This window comes from Domibacillus aminovorans (assembly GCF_001643235.1).
Lineage (GTDB): Bacteria > Bacillota > Bacilli > Bacillales > Domibacillaceae > Domibacillus > Domibacillus aminovorans.
Map to the genome: position 1 here is coordinate 214,888 of NZ_LQWY01000005.1, position 15,529 is coordinate 230,416.

Annotated in this window: 13 protein-coding genes, 1 other RNA gene and 1 other annotated feature; of the genes, 13 read left to right on the forward strand and 1 reads right to left on the reverse strand. The window is 42.8% G+C overall.

What is annotated here, in order from left to right:
* The first annotated feature begins 82 nt into the window (after positions 1 to 82).
* The 13 genes from recJ (at position 83) to AWH49_RS03225 (ending at position 14,072) form a co-directional block, all read left to right on the forward strand.
* Positions 83 to 2,425, forward strand: a complete 2,343-nt coding sequence (gene recJ / locus AWH49_RS03165) for a single-stranded-DNA-specific exonuclease RecJ (protein ID WP_063964610.1) — start codon at positions 83 to 85, stop codon at positions 2,423 to 2,425.
* A complete protein-coding gene (locus tag AWH49_RS03170) occupies positions 2,422 to 2,937 on the forward strand; it encodes an adenine phosphoribosyltransferase (RefSeq protein WP_018394027.1) in 516 nt (171 codons plus the stop codon). The genes recJ and AWH49_RS03170 overlap by 4 nt, the downstream gene beginning before the upstream one ends.
* 117 nt (positions 2,938 to 3,054) lie before the next feature.
* Positions 3,055 to 5,253, forward strand: coding sequence for a RelA/SpoT family protein (locus AWH49_RS03175; RefSeq protein WP_063964611.1), 2,199 nt, complete (start codon positions 3,055 to 3,057; stop codon positions 5,251 to 5,253).
* A 17-nt stretch (positions 5,254 to 5,270) separates the two neighbouring features.
* Positions 5,271 to 5,714, forward strand: coding sequence for a D-aminoacyl-tRNA deacylase (dtd, locus tag AWH49_RS03180; protein ID WP_063964612.1), 444 nt, complete (start codon positions 5,271 to 5,273; stop codon positions 5,712 to 5,714).
* Positions 5,715 to 5,767: 53 nt separating this feature from the next.
* Positions 5,768 to 5,976: a binding site (T-box leader), on the forward strand.
* 59 nt (positions 5,977 to 6,035) lie between these two features.
* The gene (hisS, locus tag AWH49_RS03185) at positions 6,036 to 7,313 is read left to right on the forward strand and encodes a histidine--tRNA ligase (RefSeq protein ID WP_034286198.1); all 1,278 of its coding nucleotides are present in this window, start codon (positions 6,036 to 6,038) and stop codon (positions 7,311 to 7,313) included.
* A complete protein-coding gene (aspS, locus tag AWH49_RS03190) occupies positions 7,314 to 9,086 on the forward strand; it encodes an aspartate--tRNA ligase (RefSeq protein WP_034286196.1) in 1,773 nt (590 codons plus the stop codon).
* A gap of 92 nt (positions 9,087 to 9,178) precedes the next feature.
* Positions 9,179 to 9,365: non-coding RNA, 6S RNA (gene ssrS, locus AWH49_RS03195), on the forward strand.
* A gap of 37 nt (positions 9,366 to 9,402) precedes the next feature.
* On the forward strand, positions 9,403 to 10,164 hold the full coding sequence (locus tag AWH49_RS03200) for a tRNA threonylcarbamoyladenosine dehydratase (RefSeq protein WP_063964613.1): 762 nt from the start codon (positions 9,403 to 9,405) through the stop codon (positions 10,162 to 10,164).
* A gap of 173 nt (positions 10,165 to 10,337) precedes the next feature.
* Positions 10,338 to 11,129 (forward strand): hypothetical protein, encoded by a 792-nt coding sequence (locus AWH49_RS03205; RefSeq protein ID WP_063964614.1) that lies wholly within the window; start codon positions 10,338 to 10,340, stop codon positions 11,127 to 11,129.
* A 3-nt stretch (positions 11,130 to 11,132) separates the two neighbouring features.
* Positions 11,133 to 11,513: a GntR family transcriptional regulator gene (locus AWH49_RS03210; protein ID WP_063964681.1), complete on the forward strand. Its 381-nt coding sequence runs from the start codon at positions 11,133 to 11,135 to the stop codon at positions 11,511 to 11,513.
* Positions 11,506 to 12,210 carry an ABC transporter ATP-binding protein gene (locus AWH49_RS03215; RefSeq protein WP_063964682.1) on the forward strand — a complete coding sequence of 235 codons (705 nt, stop codon included), beginning with the start codon at positions 11,506 to 11,508 and terminating at the stop codon, positions 12,208 to 12,210. The genes AWH49_RS03210 and AWH49_RS03215 overlap by 8 nt, the downstream gene beginning before the upstream one ends.
* A complete protein-coding gene (locus AWH49_RS03220) occupies positions 12,207 to 13,124 on the forward strand; it encodes an ABC transporter ATP-binding protein (protein ID WP_094777133.1) in 918 nt (305 codons plus the stop codon). The genes AWH49_RS03215 and AWH49_RS03220 overlap by 4 nt, the downstream gene beginning before the upstream one ends.
* Complete coding sequence (locus AWH49_RS03225; RefSeq protein ID WP_063964616.1) at positions 13,125 to 14,072, forward strand: ABC transporter permease; 948 nt, start codon at positions 13,125 to 13,127, stop codon at positions 14,070 to 14,072.
* A gap of 79 nt (positions 14,073 to 14,151) precedes the next feature.
* On the opposite strand, the gene AWH49_RS03230 is transcribed toward AWH49_RS03225, so the two are convergent.
* Positions 14,152 to 15,423 (reverse strand): replication-associated recombination protein A, encoded by a 1,272-nt coding sequence (locus tag AWH49_RS03230; protein WP_063964617.1) that lies wholly within the window; start codon positions 15,421 to 15,423, stop codon positions 14,152 to 14,154.
* Positions 15,424 to 15,529: the final 106 nt, after the last annotated feature.

Sequence of the window (15,529 nt, forward strand, 5' to 3'; positions counted from 1 at the left end):
ATCCGTTTTGACACCGGTTTTTTCTCGTTGTTGTCAATTGGGGAAGTGCGCCGTATAATGAGAGGGTTATGGGGTGAAATTTATGTTGAAATCGAAAATGCGCTGGATCGTTCGTGATATGGATCGGCAAAAAAGTGAAAAATTCGCCGCAGAAATCGAGATGAGCCCACTTGCGGCTTCATTGCTTTTAAGCCGCGGCATTGATAATGTTTCAGCGGCACGTGCATTTTTATTTGAAGAAGGCGTTTCATTTCACGATCCATATTTATTAAAAGATATGGACAAAGCAATTGACCGGATTAAGCAGGCGAAAGAACAAAATGAGCCTGTTCTTGTTTTCGGTGATTATGATGCAGATGGTGTAAGCAGTACGGCTGTCTTAATGACAGCTCTTCGTGATTATGGTATTCGAGCAGAGTATTACATACCGAACCGATTTACAGAAGGATATGGACCGAATGAACAGGCTTTCCGTAATGCGAAAGAAAGTGGATTCGGTTTAATTATGACAGTTGATACAGGCATTTCAGCTATTCATGAGGCGCAAGTAGCAAAAGAAATCGGCATTGATTTAATCATTACCGATCACCACGAACCAGGTCCCAAACTACCCGAAGCACTTGCAATTATCCATCCGAAACATCCCGATGGATCGTATCCATTTGGTTATTTAGCGGGAGTTGGTGTTGCTTTTAAAGTCGCGCATGCGCTTTATGAATATGTCCCGGAGCAATTATTGGATCTTGCAGCTATCGGTACGATTGCGGACCTTGTGCCGTTGAATGGGGAGAACAGATTGCTGGCGAAAAAAGGACTAGCGGCTCTTCGCCAATCCGAGCGTCCGGGGATCGTTGCCATGTGCAAGCAAATGGGGACAGAACAGTCTTCGATTAATGAAGAAACAGTCGGCTTTATGATCGGACCGCGGATTAATGCAGCGGGGCGTCTAGATGATGCTGGACCTGCCGCTGATTTAATGATGACCGAAGATATGGAAGAAGCGCTCATGCTTGCAGAAGAAATTGATGCAATGAATAAAGAACGGCAGTCCATTGTAAACGAAATGGCGAAAGAAGCGATTGACATCGTGAACCGTGATTTTCCACCTGATCAATTTCCAGTTATTATAGTTGGCAAAGAAGGCTGGAATCCAGGTGTCGTCGGCATTGTGGCTTCACGATTGACGGACACGTTTTATCGCCCGGCAATTGTGCTTGGCTTTGATCGTGAAAAAGGCATCGCTAAAGGTTCAGCCCGAAGTATTAAAGGGTTTGATCTATTCCAAAGCCTATCTACTTGTCGTGATATTTTGCCTCACTTTGGCGGCCACCCTATGGCTGCAGGGATGACATTATCGATTGATGATGTGGATGAATTGCGCAGCAGAATGGTGAAAATTGCTAATGAAACATTAGCAGAAGAAGATTTTATACCTATTGTGAATGTTGATGCGGAAGCGGATATAGTTGATGTATCTGTACAGAGCATTGAAGAACTGCGAAAATTAGCACCATTCGGTATGAATAACCCGAAGCCGCTTTTTTTTATTAAAGATGCGAAACTGGCAACGATGAAAAAAATCGGAGCGAATCAGACGCATTTAAAAGTAGCACTGGAACGAGAGGGACAGACGATTGATGGTGTCGGATTCGGCATGGGTGAATATGCCGATCAAATTGCCAAAACGTCCGACGTCTCGGTGATCGGTGAGCTGTCAATCAACGAATGGAATAATATGCGCCGTCCACAGCTTATGCTTCGTGATATGCGCGTGGATGACTGTCAATTGTTTGATATGCGCGGTGGACAGCCGGTATCAAAATGGTATGCGGATGTACCGGAAAACCGAATTGGCATTGCATTTTCAACAAAAATAAAAACAGCAGATCCATCTATTTATACGTTGACGACAATCGCTGAAGCGGCTGCCTTATCAATTGATGAAAAGAATATTGTATTTATTGATTTACCGGAAGACGAATCGATCATTCAGGCCCTTCTCGGGGGTAAAAATCCGGCTCGTATTTATGCGCATTTTAATAGCCGTGAAGGCCATTTTTTCAGTACAATACCGACGCGTGATCATTTCAAACGATATTACGCCTTTTTGCTTCAAAGAGAATCGTTTGACGTGAAAAATCAAGGTGATTTATTCGCTAAAAAGCAAGGCTGGTCGTATGATACGATTCGTTTCATGTCAAAAGTGTTTTTGGAGCTTGGGTTTGTTAAAATAAACGAAGGAAAGATTGAAGTGCAAAAAGGGGCAGAAAAGCGTGATTTAAGTGAATCATCTGCATATAATCGTAAGCAGACGCAATATAAGCTAGAACAGAAGCTTCTATATTCATCCTATCGTGAACTGAAAGACGTAATCGATAAATGGATCAAACAGCCTGCTTCATACAGGGAGGAACGAGAGAAATGAATTTACAAGACTATATTAAAATCGTGCCGGATTGGCCAAAGCCAGGCGTGCAATTTAAAGATATTACACCGTTAATGGACAATGGCGATGCGTTCCGTTATGCGACGGATCAAATTGTTGAGTATGCACGTAAAAAAGAAATTGATCTCGTGGTTGGTCCGGAAGCGCGTGGTTTTATCGTCGGCTGTCCGGTAGCGTACTCTCTTGGTGTTGGTTTCGCTCCCGTTCGAAAAGAAGGTAAATTGCCGCGTGAAACGATCAAAGTGGAATACGGCCTTGAGTACGGAAAAGATGTATTGACGATTCATAAAGATGCGGTAAAACCCGGTCAGCGCGTGTTGATCACGGATGATTTACTTGCGACAGGCGGTACGATCGACGCAACAATCAAACTCGTTGAGCAGCTAGGCGGCGTTGTAGCTGGCGTTGCATTTTTAATTGAATTACACTATTTGAATGGCCGTGCGAATCTGGATGGATATGATATTTTAACCCTCCTTACTTACGATTGATTTGACAAAATAAGCCCAATTCATAAAAAAAGTGCAGGATAGCTTTACATCCTGCACTTTTTTTTCGATAATAAGAACAATTAGTTTTTTCTGAAAGGGCGAAGGTGAACAAAGCATATGGCGAAAGACCAGATATTAACCGCCGATCAGGTCATTGACTTGACTCGTACCTATTTGAACGTGGAACACGTCGAATTTGTCCGTAAAGCATATGAATATGCAAAAGAGGCTCATAAGCACCAGTTCCGCAAATCAGGTGAGCCATATATTATTCATCCGATTCAAGTAGCCGGTATTCTTGCAGATTTAGAAATGGACCCGGCGACGGTGGCTGCAGGCTTTCTGCATGATGTAGTGGAAGATACGGAGGTTACATTGCAGGATTTGACGGATGTGTTCAATGCGGAAGTGGCGATGCTTGTCGACGGTGTGACGAAGCTAGGAAAAATTAAATACAAATCAAAAGAAGAGCAACAGGCGGAAAATCACCGGAAAATGTTCATCGCCATGGCACAAGATATCCGGGTTATTTTAATTAAGCTCGCTGACCGTCTTCATAATATGCGGACGTTGAAACATTTACCGCAGGAAAAACAGCGCCGCATTTCCAATGAAACATTGGAAATTTTTGCGCCGCTAGCTCATCGTCTCGGAATGTCGAAAATTAAATGGGAACTTGAAGATATAGCACTCCGTTATTTAAATCCGCAGCAATATTACCGGATTGTGAATTTAATGAAGCGAAAGCGCGATGAACGAGAGCAATATTTAGACGATGTTATTGATGAAATGCGGACGGGCCTTAAAAATATGGATATTACAGCCGAAATTTCTGGTCGACCTAAACATATTTATAGTATTTACCGGAAGATGGCGATGCAGCATAAGCAGTTTAATGAAATTTATGATTTGCTCGCAGTCCGAATCGTTGTGGACAGCATTAAAGACTGCTATGCAGCACTCGGCATTATTCATACGTGCTGGAAACCAATGCCTGGAAGGTTTAAAGATTATATTGCGATGCCGAAAACGAACATGTACCAATCGCTCCATACGACGATCATCGGTCCAAAAGGTGACCCGCTTGAAGTACAGATCCGTACGAAAGAGATGCATCGTATTGCCGAATTTGGGGTAGCGGCACACTGGGCGTATAAAGAAGGCCGCACAGTAGATGAACATTCATCGTTTGAAAAGAAAATGACGTGGTTCCGGGAGATTCTTGACTTCCAGAACGAATCACAGGATGCCGAAGAATTTATGGAATCGTTGAAAATTGATTTATTTTCCGATATGGTATTTGTTTTTACACCAAAAGGCGATGTGCTGGAACTGCCTGCAGGTTCTGTGCCCATTGACTTCGCGTACCGAATTCACTCGGAAATTGGCAATAAAACGATCGGTGCAAAAGCGAATGGTAAAATGGTTACACTTGATTATAAATTAAAAACAGGCGATATTATGGAAGTGCTTACGTCAAAGCATTCGTACGGCCCAAGCAAAGATTGGATTAAAATGGCCCAGACGTCGCAGGCGAAAAATAAAATCCGCCAGTTTTTCAAAAAGCAAAACCGTGAAGAAAATGTTGAAAAAGGCCGCGACATGGTGGAACGTGAAATTAAAGCCATGGAATTTGATGTGAAAGACGTGATAACGCAGCAAAATTTAAAACGTGTCGCAGAAAAATTTAACTTTTTAAATGAAGAAGATATGTATGCGGCAGTCGGTTACAATGGCGTTACTGCCTTGCAAGTCGCAAACCGCCTAACAGAAAAATTGAGGAAGCGGCGCGATCAAGAAGTGGCTAATCAAGAAGTTGTCAAAGAAATTAAAGTGCCGCCGAGTCCCTCCGCTCAAAAGAAAAATGCTGGCGTGACGGTGAAAGGGATCGACAATTTACTTATTCGCTTATCCCGCTGCTGTAATCCGGTTCCAGGTGATGATATTGTTGGGTATATTACGAAAGGTCGGGGTGTTTCTGTTCACCGTAAAGATTGTCCGAACGTCAAGGCAGAGGATGATACGGAAAACCGGCTTATTTCAGTTGAATGGGAATCGGGTGCGGCAAATCAGAAAGAGTATTTGGTGGATATCGAAATTTCTGGCTACGACCGCCAGGGACTTCTCAACGAGGTACTGCAGGCAGTCAGTGAAGCGAAAACGAATATTTCCGCAGTATCAGGACGGTCTGATCGCAATAAAATGGCGAAAATTGATATGTCCATCTTCATACGCAACGTGAATCATTTGCAAAAAGTGGTTGAACGTGTGAAGCAAATTCCAGAGATTTATGCGGTCCGTCGAATTATGAATTGATCGAAGGTGTTATGTAAATGAAAATTGTCTTACAGCGAAGTAAACAAGCGTCTGTAGCAATAGATGGAGAAGTAGCGGGTAGTATTGAATCGGGTCTTGTTTTGCTTGTTGGCATTACACATGACGATACGGACAAAGACGCCGCCTGGCTTGCTGAAAAAATCATCAACTTGCGCATTTTTGAAGATGAAAGCGGCAAAATGAATGAATCCCTGCTTGACCGTGGCGGTTCCATTTTATCCGTTTCGCAGTTTACGCTTTATGGTGACTGCAAAAAGGGCCGCCGTCCGAACTTTATGGCGGCAGCTGGCGGTGAACAGGCTAACATTTTATATGAACAGTTTAACGACATGATACGTGGAAAAGGTATACACGTGGAAACGGGTGTATTTGGTGCTATGATGGATGTATCGCTTGTCAACGATGGACCTGTCACGCTCATTCTCGATAGTAAAGCGTAAAACGTGCTTGAAAAATAGGCAAAAGTTTTTTATAATTCTTTCATCATACTAAATAAAAGCCATTGACGAAGAAAAGTAATGAAAGCTTGACCGGACAGAGAAAAATGCCAAGACTGAGAGCATTTACGGTGCATCTTCATGAAAAGACACTTCCGAGGCGTTTTTCTGAATAATAGTAGGAAAAACCGCGTATTGCGTTATCAAAAAAGTGAAAGCTCCGGCTTTAACGAGGGTGGCACCGCGGAAAACTTCCGTCCCTGCAAATTTTTGTAGGGATGGAAGTTTTTTTATGTGCTTATACATACATGAGGAGGAATGAACATGTCAGTGAAAGTTCCACGCGGCACGCAAGATATTTTACCGGGGCAATCGGAAAAATGGCAGTACATTGAGTCGATTGCAAAAGATGTATGTCGCCGTTATCACTATAAGGAAATTCGGACACCAATTTTTGAACATACAGAACTATTTACGAGAAGTGTCGGGGATACAACCGATATCGTTCAAAAAGAAATGTACACGTTTGAAGATCGTGGCGAAAGAAGTTTAACCCTTCGTCCAGAAGGTACGGCCGCTGTTGTTCGTTCATTTGTTGAAAATAAAATGTTCGGCATACCGGATCAGCCGACTAAATTATTTTATACAGGTCCAATGTTCCGCTACGAACGCCCGCAGTCCGGCCGCTATCGTCAGTTTGTCCAGTTCGGTGTCGAAGCAATCGGCAGTGAAGACCCAGCGATTGACGCTGAGGTAATTGCGCTCATCATGGATATCTATAAGTCAGCGGGTCTGAAAAAACTCAATCTTGTCATCAATTCACTAGGCGATGCTGAAAGCCGGAATGCGCACCGTGAAGCGCTCATTGCACACTTTGAGCCGCGCATCGATGAATTTTGTACAGACTGTCAGACGCGTCTTGCAAAAAATCCGCTTCGCATTCTTGATTGCAAAAAAGATCGTGATCATGAACTGATGGCAACGGCACCGTCGATTCTTGATTATTTAAATGATGAATCAAAAGCGTATTTTGCGAAAGTGACGAGTTATTTAGATGCAATCGGCATAGCGTATACGATTGATCCGAAGCTCGTTCGTGGTCTTGATTATTACAATCACACCGCTTTTGAAGTGATGAGCGAAGCGGAAGGATTCGGTGCGATTACGACGCTTTGCGGCGGCGGCCGTTACAATGGCCTCGTACAGGATCTTGGCGGACCAGAATCACCGGGGATCGGATTTGCGTTCAGTATTGAACGGTTTATTGCTGCAATGGAAGCAGAAAGGATCGAGTGGCCAGTTGACAACGGATTGGACTGTTTTATCGTCGCACTCGGTATTGAGGCAAAAGACCATTCTGTCGCTCTCGTACACGAACTTCGAACGGCTGGATTTTCAGCAGACCGCGACTATCAGGACCGAAAAATGAAAGCACAACTGAAAGCATCTGACCGCCAAAAAGCAAGATTCACAGCTATTCTCGGTGAAGATGAGCTGGCTGAAAACCGTATTACAGTAAAAGATATGGCAGAAGGATCGCAGGACAATGTTCTACTTTCAGAGCTGACAGATTATTTAAAAACAAAAATGGAGGCGAAATAAATGTTTGGAAGATCATATTATTGCGGTGAAATGACCGAGCAGCATATTGGAGAAGAAGTAACGTTAAAAGGATGGGTGCAGCGTCGCCGTGACTTAGGAAGCGTCATCTTTATCGATTTACGCGACCGTACAGGCATTATGCAAATCGTGTTTAACCCGGAAATTTCAGGAGAAGCACTTGCCATCGCTGAAAAAGTACGGAATGAATACGTGCTTGATATTAAAGGGAAAATTGTGAAGCGTGACGCGGAAACGATTAATGAAAACATTGCAACAGGTACGATTGAAGTACACGTAACAGAAATCAATGTATTAAGCGAAGCGAAAACACCGCCATTTATGATTGAAGATGGTATGGAAGTATCAGAAGACATCCGTTTGAAATATCGTTACATGGATCTTCGCCGTCCGGTTATGTTTGATACGTTGAAAATGCGCAGCGACGTAACAAAAACAATCCGTGATTACTTGGATGACAGTGGCTTTCTTGATGTTGAAACACCGATTTTAACAAAATCAACACCGGAAGGCGCACGTGACTATTTAGTGCCAAGCCGTGTTCATCCAGGTGAATTTTATGCATTGCCGCAGTCGCCGCAAATTTTCAAACAGTTATTGATGGTATCTGGTGTTGACCGTTATTATCAAATCGCCCGTTGCTTCCGTGATGAAGATTTGCGTGCAGATCGTCAACCTGAATTCACGCAAGTCGATATTGAAGCGAGCTTTATGAGTCAGGAAGATATTATGCAAATGACAGAAGAAATGCTGAAACGTGTTGTGAAGCGCGTGAAAAATGTTGACATTACGGATTCATTCCAGCGCATGACATACGACGAAGCGATGAATCGTTTCGGATCTGACAAGCCTGATACACGTTTCGGTCTTGAGCTCATTGATATGGCGGATGTTGTTCGCGGCTCCGGTTTTAAAGTATTTGCACAGGTTGTTGAATCCGGCGGTCAAGTAAAAGCACTTAACGTACCGGGTGGTGGCGTGAAATATTCACGTAAAGACATCGATCATTTGACAGAATTTGCAGCGATATATGGCGCAAAAGGTCTTGCATGGCTTAAAGTCGAAGAGGATGGATTAAAAGGCCCGATCATTAAATTCTTTACAGAAGAAGAACAGGCAAAAATGCTTGAAACAGCCGGCGCCAAAACAGGCGATTTAATTATGTTTGTAGCTGATAAAAAGCAAATCGTTGCAGATGCTTTAGGTGCTCTTCGCTTGAAGCTTGGAAAAGAACTTGGCATGATCGATGAATCAAAATATAACTTCCTTTGGGTGACAGATTGGCCGCTTCTTGAGTATGACGAAGAAGAAGGACGCTACTATGCGGCTCACCATCCGTTCACGATGCCTGCCCGTGAAGATTTGGACAAACTCGAATCAGATCCAGGCGCTGTTCATGCGCAAGCGTATGACATCGTCTTGAACGGCTATGAACTTGGCGGTGGTTCAATCCGTATTTTTGAACGCGATATTCAAGAAAAAATGTTTAAACTGCTTGGTTTTACAGAAGAACAGGCAAAAGAGCAATTTGGTTTCTTACTTGATGCATTTGAATACGGCACGCCTCCACATGGCGGTATCGCGCTAGGTCTTGATCGTATGGTCATGCTTCTTGCTGGCCGTACAAACTTGCGTGATACGATTGCCTTCCCGAAAACAGCAAGCGCGTCATGTGTATTGACAAACGCACCGGGTGAAGTATCTGAAGCACAGCTGGAAGAATTGCATTTGCGTGTACGTCAAACAGCTAAATAAAAAGAATGAGATAATAATTTAAATTTTCTGATTAATTAAGTTATCTAGAGTTGACTGCTGAAAAAGCGTATGATAATATGTAATCAGAAAGGCGAATCCTGATGTGTACGTTAGTTTTTCTATCTGTTTTGACCGAACGCAATATGTTTAGGGAGTCCGGGTTTTTGGACAGCGCACATGCCCTTTGCGGGGACTTGCAACGCCTGAAGCAGGACACCCACCTGCGAGTGAGCGGGTTCAAAACATATAATCTTACACGACGGCATAATTGGGATTCGCCGTCTTTTTTTTATGTCCAAAACAGGAGTGAGTGTATATGCTTCATCAATTTTCACGCAATGAACTAGCCTTTGGAAAAGAAGGGCTTGATTTATTAAAACATACAACAGTGGCTGTGCTCGGAATTGGCGGCGTTGGCTCGTTTTCAGCAGAAGCCCTCGCCCGCTCTGGTGTTGGCCGTTTAATTCTCGTTGACAAAGACGTTATTGATATTACAAATATAAACCGCCAGCTGCCTGCGCTATTATCAACAGTCGGCCAGCCGAAAGCGGATTTAATGAAAGAGCGTATTGCTGATATTAATCCAGACTGTGAAGTCATTGCGCTAAAAATGTTTTATACTGAAGAAACGTATGAACAATTTTTCAACTATAGCCTTGATTTTGTTGTGGATGCATCTGATACGATTTCATACAAAATTCATTTAATGAAAGAATGTTTAAAACGCGAGATACCGATTATTTCAAGCATGGGTGCAGCCAATAAAATGGATCCAACTCGTTTTACCATTGCTGATATTTCTAAAACACACACGGATCCGCTTGCGAAAGTAATTCGGACACGCCTTCGAAAAGAAGGCATTAAAAAAGGCATTCCCGTCGTCTTTTCTGACGAAAGCCCAATTGTTATTCGTGAAGATGTACGCAAAGTTGTCGGCAATGATGACGCGGAAATTCGCAAAGCGAAAATGCCGCCGGCGTCCAATGCATTTGTTCCATCTGTTGCTGGATTAATTATGGCTAGCTACGTCGTGCGGGAAGTATTAAAAGACATTCGAATAGCTCGTGTAAATGATTAATGGCCATCCTTTAAATAGGATGGTTTTTTTGTTGACCTAAAATCCATCACTCTATAAATGAAACGCCAGCCGTTTAATAAGGTTGGCGTTTTTCAGTTGGGAAAAGTAGTTGACGCATATTTGTGTATTAGTGTACTATTGAAATAGTACACTAATACATGAGGTGATGATAAATGTTTCGAGGGTTATTAAAAAAGGACTTTTTGCTTGTGAAAACGTATTTGTGGGTCTGGCTAGCAGCGATTATTCTCCTTTATGCAGCCGGTTCCGTATTCGCCTCGTACAAAGGTGAATTTTATCTTGTTTTTCCATTTTTCATTTTGCTTTATATGGGCCATATGGTCCTTCTTCCAATAGCAGCGTGTATTTTGCTGAAAGCGGAAGAAAAGGGACAGTACTGGCTGCACGGTACTGCAGGTGGGAAAAAACTGCTATCCTCCAAATTAATAAGTGCTTTTCTTGTCATGATCGCTTCACTTATTTTGACAAACCTTTTAATGGCATTCAGTTTATTCATTTCTCGTTCTTCAGGCTTTTCCATCATTGAACAAGGAAAATTTCCTTTTATTGAAGGCCTTCTGTTAAAAGGACTCATGTTAAATGGAGGCATCGTAATTGGCGCTTTGTACTTCACTATATGGGGATTGTTTTTGTGGGCGCTGTATCATTCGTTAAATCAGTATCCTATGTTGAAAAAAATTCGATGGATCATTATTGCAGCTGCTTATTTTATTACGAATACAATTATCGGGAGAATGACTACATGGGATGTTGTACAATCTTTTTTCAATCAATGGACGATTCGTTTCAGTCCGAGTGCATCAAATACGATCATGTTTGAAGGATTCGGTTTTACGCTGTCGGATGGAGCAATTCAAGTATGGCCTGTCCTTCTATCTATCATTGGTTTACTCCTTTTATTTATGGCAGCAGGATGGCTTCTTGATCGAAAAGTTGAGGTGTAAATGATGAGTGCACAATTTAAAACATCAAAGCCGATATACAGTCAAATTGCAGACAAAATTGTTCAGCAGTTTGTGCGCGGCGAATTAATCCCTGGTGAAAAGCTTCCTTCTGTGCGGGAAATGGCGATCCAGGCAGGAGTTAATCCAAATACAATTCAACGTACGTACGGTGAACTTGAGCGTCTCGGTGTCGTTGAAACGAAGCGGGGGCAGGGAACGTTTATGACGGAAGAAATAGATATGAAGCGGAAGCTGCGATCGGACATTCAGCGGGAAATAATTGCTTTATTTATTGAAAACATGCGCAGCATCGGTCTTGAAGACCGGGAAATTCATGAATCTGTACAGTCATTTTTAAATGGGGGTGAAAGTGGACATGATTGAATTGCATCATGTAACGAAAGAGTATGGGAAACGAAAATCACTTGACAACGTCACATTTACATTTGAAAAAGGAAAAGTGTATGGCATTCTCGGTCCGAACGGCAGCGGGAAGTCAACGATGATGAAAATAATGGCGGGGCTTGTGTATCCATCAAAAGGTGATGTGACAATAGCAGGAAAAAAAGCAGACCGGAAAACTGCTTCTAATTTGGCCTTTTTAGCAAGCGAAGGCATGTTATACCCGGGTTTTAAAATTGAACAGATGATTCACTATTATCATTCGCAGTACAGCGATTTTTCAATAGAAAAAGCAGAAGAATTATTGACGTTCATGGAGCTGGACCGTCATCAAAAAGTGAGTCAGTTATCAAAAGGGCAACAGGGCAGGTTGAAGCTCTTGCTTGTGTTATCACGTCAGACCGATGTGCTGCTGCTTGATGAACCGTTTATCGGTCTTGATCCGATGGTGCGTGACACGATTGTACAAGGCCTCGTGTCATTCATTGATTTCGGTGAGCAGACGGTGATCATCGCCACACATGAAATTACGGAAATTGAACCGATTTTAGAAGATGCGATTATTCTTGAATCAGGTCGGATTACCGCACATTGCAATGTCGAACAAATTCGTGAAGAGCAAGGCTTATCAATTTTGGAATGGTTGAAAAGCAATTTCAAAAAGGGGGAATTGGTGTGAACGCTGTCATTCAGCTTGAAAATGTCTCGAAAACGATTAAAGGAAAAAAGATTATCGATTCACTTAACTTTACGATTCAGGAAGGAGAAGTGTTTGGATTTCTCGGTCCGAATGGAGCAGGGAAAACGACGACGATTCGGATGATTGTTGGATTAATGAAATTGTCAGAAGGTGATATTACGATTTCTGGACATAGCATTCAAACCGAATTTGAAGATGCGATCCGACACATTGGCGCGATTGTTGAAAATCCCGAAATGTACAAGTTTTTAAGCGGCTATGACAACTTAAAACAATATGCCCGCATGCAAAAAAGTGTGAGCCGCGAGCGTATTGACGAAGTCGTCAAGCTTGTCGGACTGGAAGACCGCATTCATGACAAAGTGAAAACATACTCGCTCGGAATGCGTCAGCGTCTTGGTATTGCCCAGTCGCTGCTTCATCGCCCGAAAGTATTAATTTTGGATGAACCGACAAATGGACTTGATCCGGCAGGGATAAAAGAAATTCGTCAGTACATCCGCGATCTCGCTGAAAAAGAAAGGATGGCGGTCATCGTCTCAAGTCATTTGCTTAGTGAGATGGAAATGATGTGTGACCGGATCGGCATACTTCAAAAAGGAAAGCTTATTGATATGCAGTCTGTACGAGGATGGATGGAAGAAGGACGGGATACGTACAGCATTGAAGTGGACAATGCTGAGATGGCGGCGAAATATATGAAAATGGCGTTTGAGGATCTTCAGCCAAAAATTTCGAGAGGCCGAATTACATTTGAAGCAGACAAAGAGCAAATCCCGCTAGTTATTCATTTTTTTGCAGGCAAAGGGATTGATATGTATGAAGTGAAAAAGGCATCGAAATCGTTAGAAGAACGGTTCCTGGATATTACGGAAAAACGGGAGGTGATGTAAATGATCGGGCTTATTCAAAATGAATGGATCAAACAGTTTAAGCGGCCGGGTACATATGTAATGATCGGATTACTTTTGATTATGGTGGCGGCGTTTGCGGGGTTTACAAAGTATGAGGAAAGTAAGCAGACAGAGCAGCAAAACTGGCAGCAAATTGTTCAGAGTGAATTGGCGATGTACGAGCAGCAATTGAAAGAACAACCGAATATGACTACTGATCAAAAAGAGTATATTGAAGGCCAAATAGCGATTCATGATTACCGGCTTTCGGAAAATGTACCCGTGCCGACATCAGAATATATGTGGTCGTTCGTGGAAGGCAGCAGTGATTTTCTCAGCTTTGCCGGGCTATTTATGATTATCGTTGCGGGCGGAATTGTGGCGAGTGAATATACGTGGGGGACGGTAAAGTTATTGTTGATTAGACCAATCAGCCGCCCGAAAATCTTATTTTCCAAGTATGCAGTCGTTGTACTGTTCGGGTTATTTTTAATGATGGTGCTATTTTTGTACTCGGTTATCATTGGTGCGACGCTGTTTGGTATTTCAGGTGAATCGACTCACCTTGCTTATGTGAATGGACAAGTCGTGGAGCAAAATATGCTCGTTCACTTAATAAAGCTATACGTGCTAAAGTCCGTTGATGTGTTTATTTTAGCGACGATGGCATTTATGATTTCGGCTGTGTTCAGGAATAGCTCGCTTGCGATTGGGATTTCACTGTTTCTTTTGTTCATGGGACCGAATGTGACATATTTACTTGCTATGCGCTATGATTGGACGAAATATGTGTTGTTTGCTAATACGAACTTACTGCAGTATGAAACAGGAAACGTGATGGTTGAAGGAATGACTTTAGGTTTCTCCATTGCTGTACTTGCCGTGTATTATGTAGTCTTCCAATTACTCGCGTTTTTTGTTTTTTCAAAACGGGATGTCGCAGCATAATGAAACCCCTGGATGCGGCATATAGCGTCCAGGGGTTTTATTGTTTAGGCTTATTTAAATTTAGTCATAAAGCATTTGTTCACACTTTTTTCCCTTTTTCAATTTTCTCATATACACTGGCTAAAGCCTGTTCAAATTTACCGGTCATTTTTGGATCATAGTAGCGCTTGTTTTTTAGCGTATTCGGCAAATATTGCTGAGAGACCCAGCCATTTTCAAAATCATGCGGGTACTTGTAATCTACACCGCGGCCAAGTTTGCTAGCACTTTTATAACTTGCGTCTTTTACGTGAGCAGGTATTTCGCCTGCGCGTCCAGCACGGATGTCAGCAAGGGCTGCATCAATCGCTTTATAAGCCGTGTTTGATTTTGGGGATAAACAAAGTTCAATAACGGCATTGGCAAGTGGAATGCGTGCTTCGGGAAAGCCAGTTCTTTCCGCCGCTTCAATGGCCGCAAGTATACGGGGACCTGCCTGAGGGCTTGCAAGACCGATATCTTCATAGGCGATGATCAGTAGACGACGGGCAATACTGACGAGATCACCCGCTTCAATCAGCCTCGCCAAATAATGAAGCGCTGCATTGACATCACTGCCTCTAATTGATTTTTGAAAGCCGCTTAATACATCATAGTGTGCATCCCCATCTTTATCGTGCGCAAAGCTTTTTTGCTGCAAACATTCTTCGGCTGCTTCAAGTGTAATCGGAATGACGCCATCCGAGTTTGGCGGTGTTGACGTGACGGCAAGCTCGAGCGCATTTAATGAACTCCGCACATCACCTCCAGATGCTTCGGCAAAATGATTAAGTGCTTCGTCTGTCACATCGGTTTTGTAAGAACCGAGACCGCGTTCTGAATCGTCAAGTGCGCGCAAAAGCAGTTTTTTCACTGCATCAGGTGTGAGCGGCTGCACTTCGAAAATTTGACAGCGGCTGCGGATCGCCGGGTTGATCGCATGATAAGGGTTACTTGTCGTCGCACCAATCAGCGTAATCATCCCGTTTTCTAAAAAAGGCAGTAAATAATCTTGTTTTGCTTTATCCAAACGATGCACTTCGTCTAACAGCAAAATGACTTTGCCTGACATTTTTGCTTCAGCGGCCACAATTTCCATATCTTTTTTGTTACTGGTGACGGCATTTAGCATCCGGAACGCATATTTCGTGCTGCCGGCTATCGCGCCTGCAATGGACGTTTTTCCAGTGCCAGGTGGTCCATATAAAATCATCGATGACAATTGCTTTGCATCTGTCATGCGGCGAATAATTTTTCCATGTCCAGTTAAATGATCTTGACCGGCAACTTCATCAATCGTACGCGGTCGCATTCTGTAGGCAAGTGGCTTCATAAAAATTCCCCTATTTATTGTATTTTGTCTCACTGTATCACAATCCACAGTATTCCGGCATGTTTTTTGTTTATATGAAATGATATACTATGATAAGCATGTGATT

What these genes read in the sequence shown, in the direction of transcription:
- recJ (WP_063964610.1), top strand. Translation starts at nt 83, where the DNA reads ATGTTGAAATCGAAAATGCGCTGGATCGTTCGTGATATGGATCGGCAA.
- AWH49_RS03170 (WP_018394027.1), top strand. Translation starts at nt 2,422, where the DNA reads ATGAATTTACAAGACTATATTAAAATCGTGCCGGATTGGCCAAAGCCA.
- AWH49_RS03175 (WP_063964611.1), top strand. Translation starts at nt 3,055, where the DNA reads ATGGCGAAAGACCAGATATTAACCGCCGATCAGGTCATTGACTTGACT.
- dtd (WP_063964612.1), top strand. Translation starts at nt 5,271, where the DNA reads ATGAAAATTGTCTTACAGCGAAGTAAACAAGCGTCTGTAGCAATAGAT.
- hisS (WP_034286198.1), top strand. Translation starts at nt 6,036, where the DNA reads ATGTCAGTGAAAGTTCCACGCGGCACGCAAGATATTTTACCGGGGCAA.
- aspS (WP_034286196.1), top strand. Translation starts at nt 7,314, where the DNA reads ATGTTTGGAAGATCATATTATTGCGGTGAAATGACCGAGCAGCATATT.
- AWH49_RS03200 (WP_063964613.1), top strand. Translation starts at nt 9,403, where the DNA reads ATGCTTCATCAATTTTCACGCAATGAACTAGCCTTTGGAAAAGAAGGG.
- AWH49_RS03205 (WP_063964614.1), top strand. Translation starts at nt 10,338, where the DNA reads ATGTTTCGAGGGTTATTAAAAAAGGACTTTTTGCTTGTGAAAACGTAT.
- AWH49_RS03210 (WP_063964681.1), top strand. Translation starts at nt 11,133, where the DNA reads ATGAGTGCACAATTTAAAACATCAAAGCCGATATACAGTCAAATTGCA.
- AWH49_RS03215 (WP_063964682.1), top strand. Translation starts at nt 11,506, where the DNA reads ATGATTGAATTGCATCATGTAACGAAAGAGTATGGGAAACGAAAATCA.
- AWH49_RS03225 (WP_063964616.1), top strand. Translation starts at nt 13,125, where the DNA reads ATGATCGGGCTTATTCAAAATGAATGGATCAAACAGTTTAAGCGGCCG.
- AWH49_RS03230 (WP_063964617.1), bottom strand. Translation starts at nt 15,423, where the DNA reads ATGAAGCCACTTGCCTACAGAATGCGACCGCGTACGATTGATGAAGTT.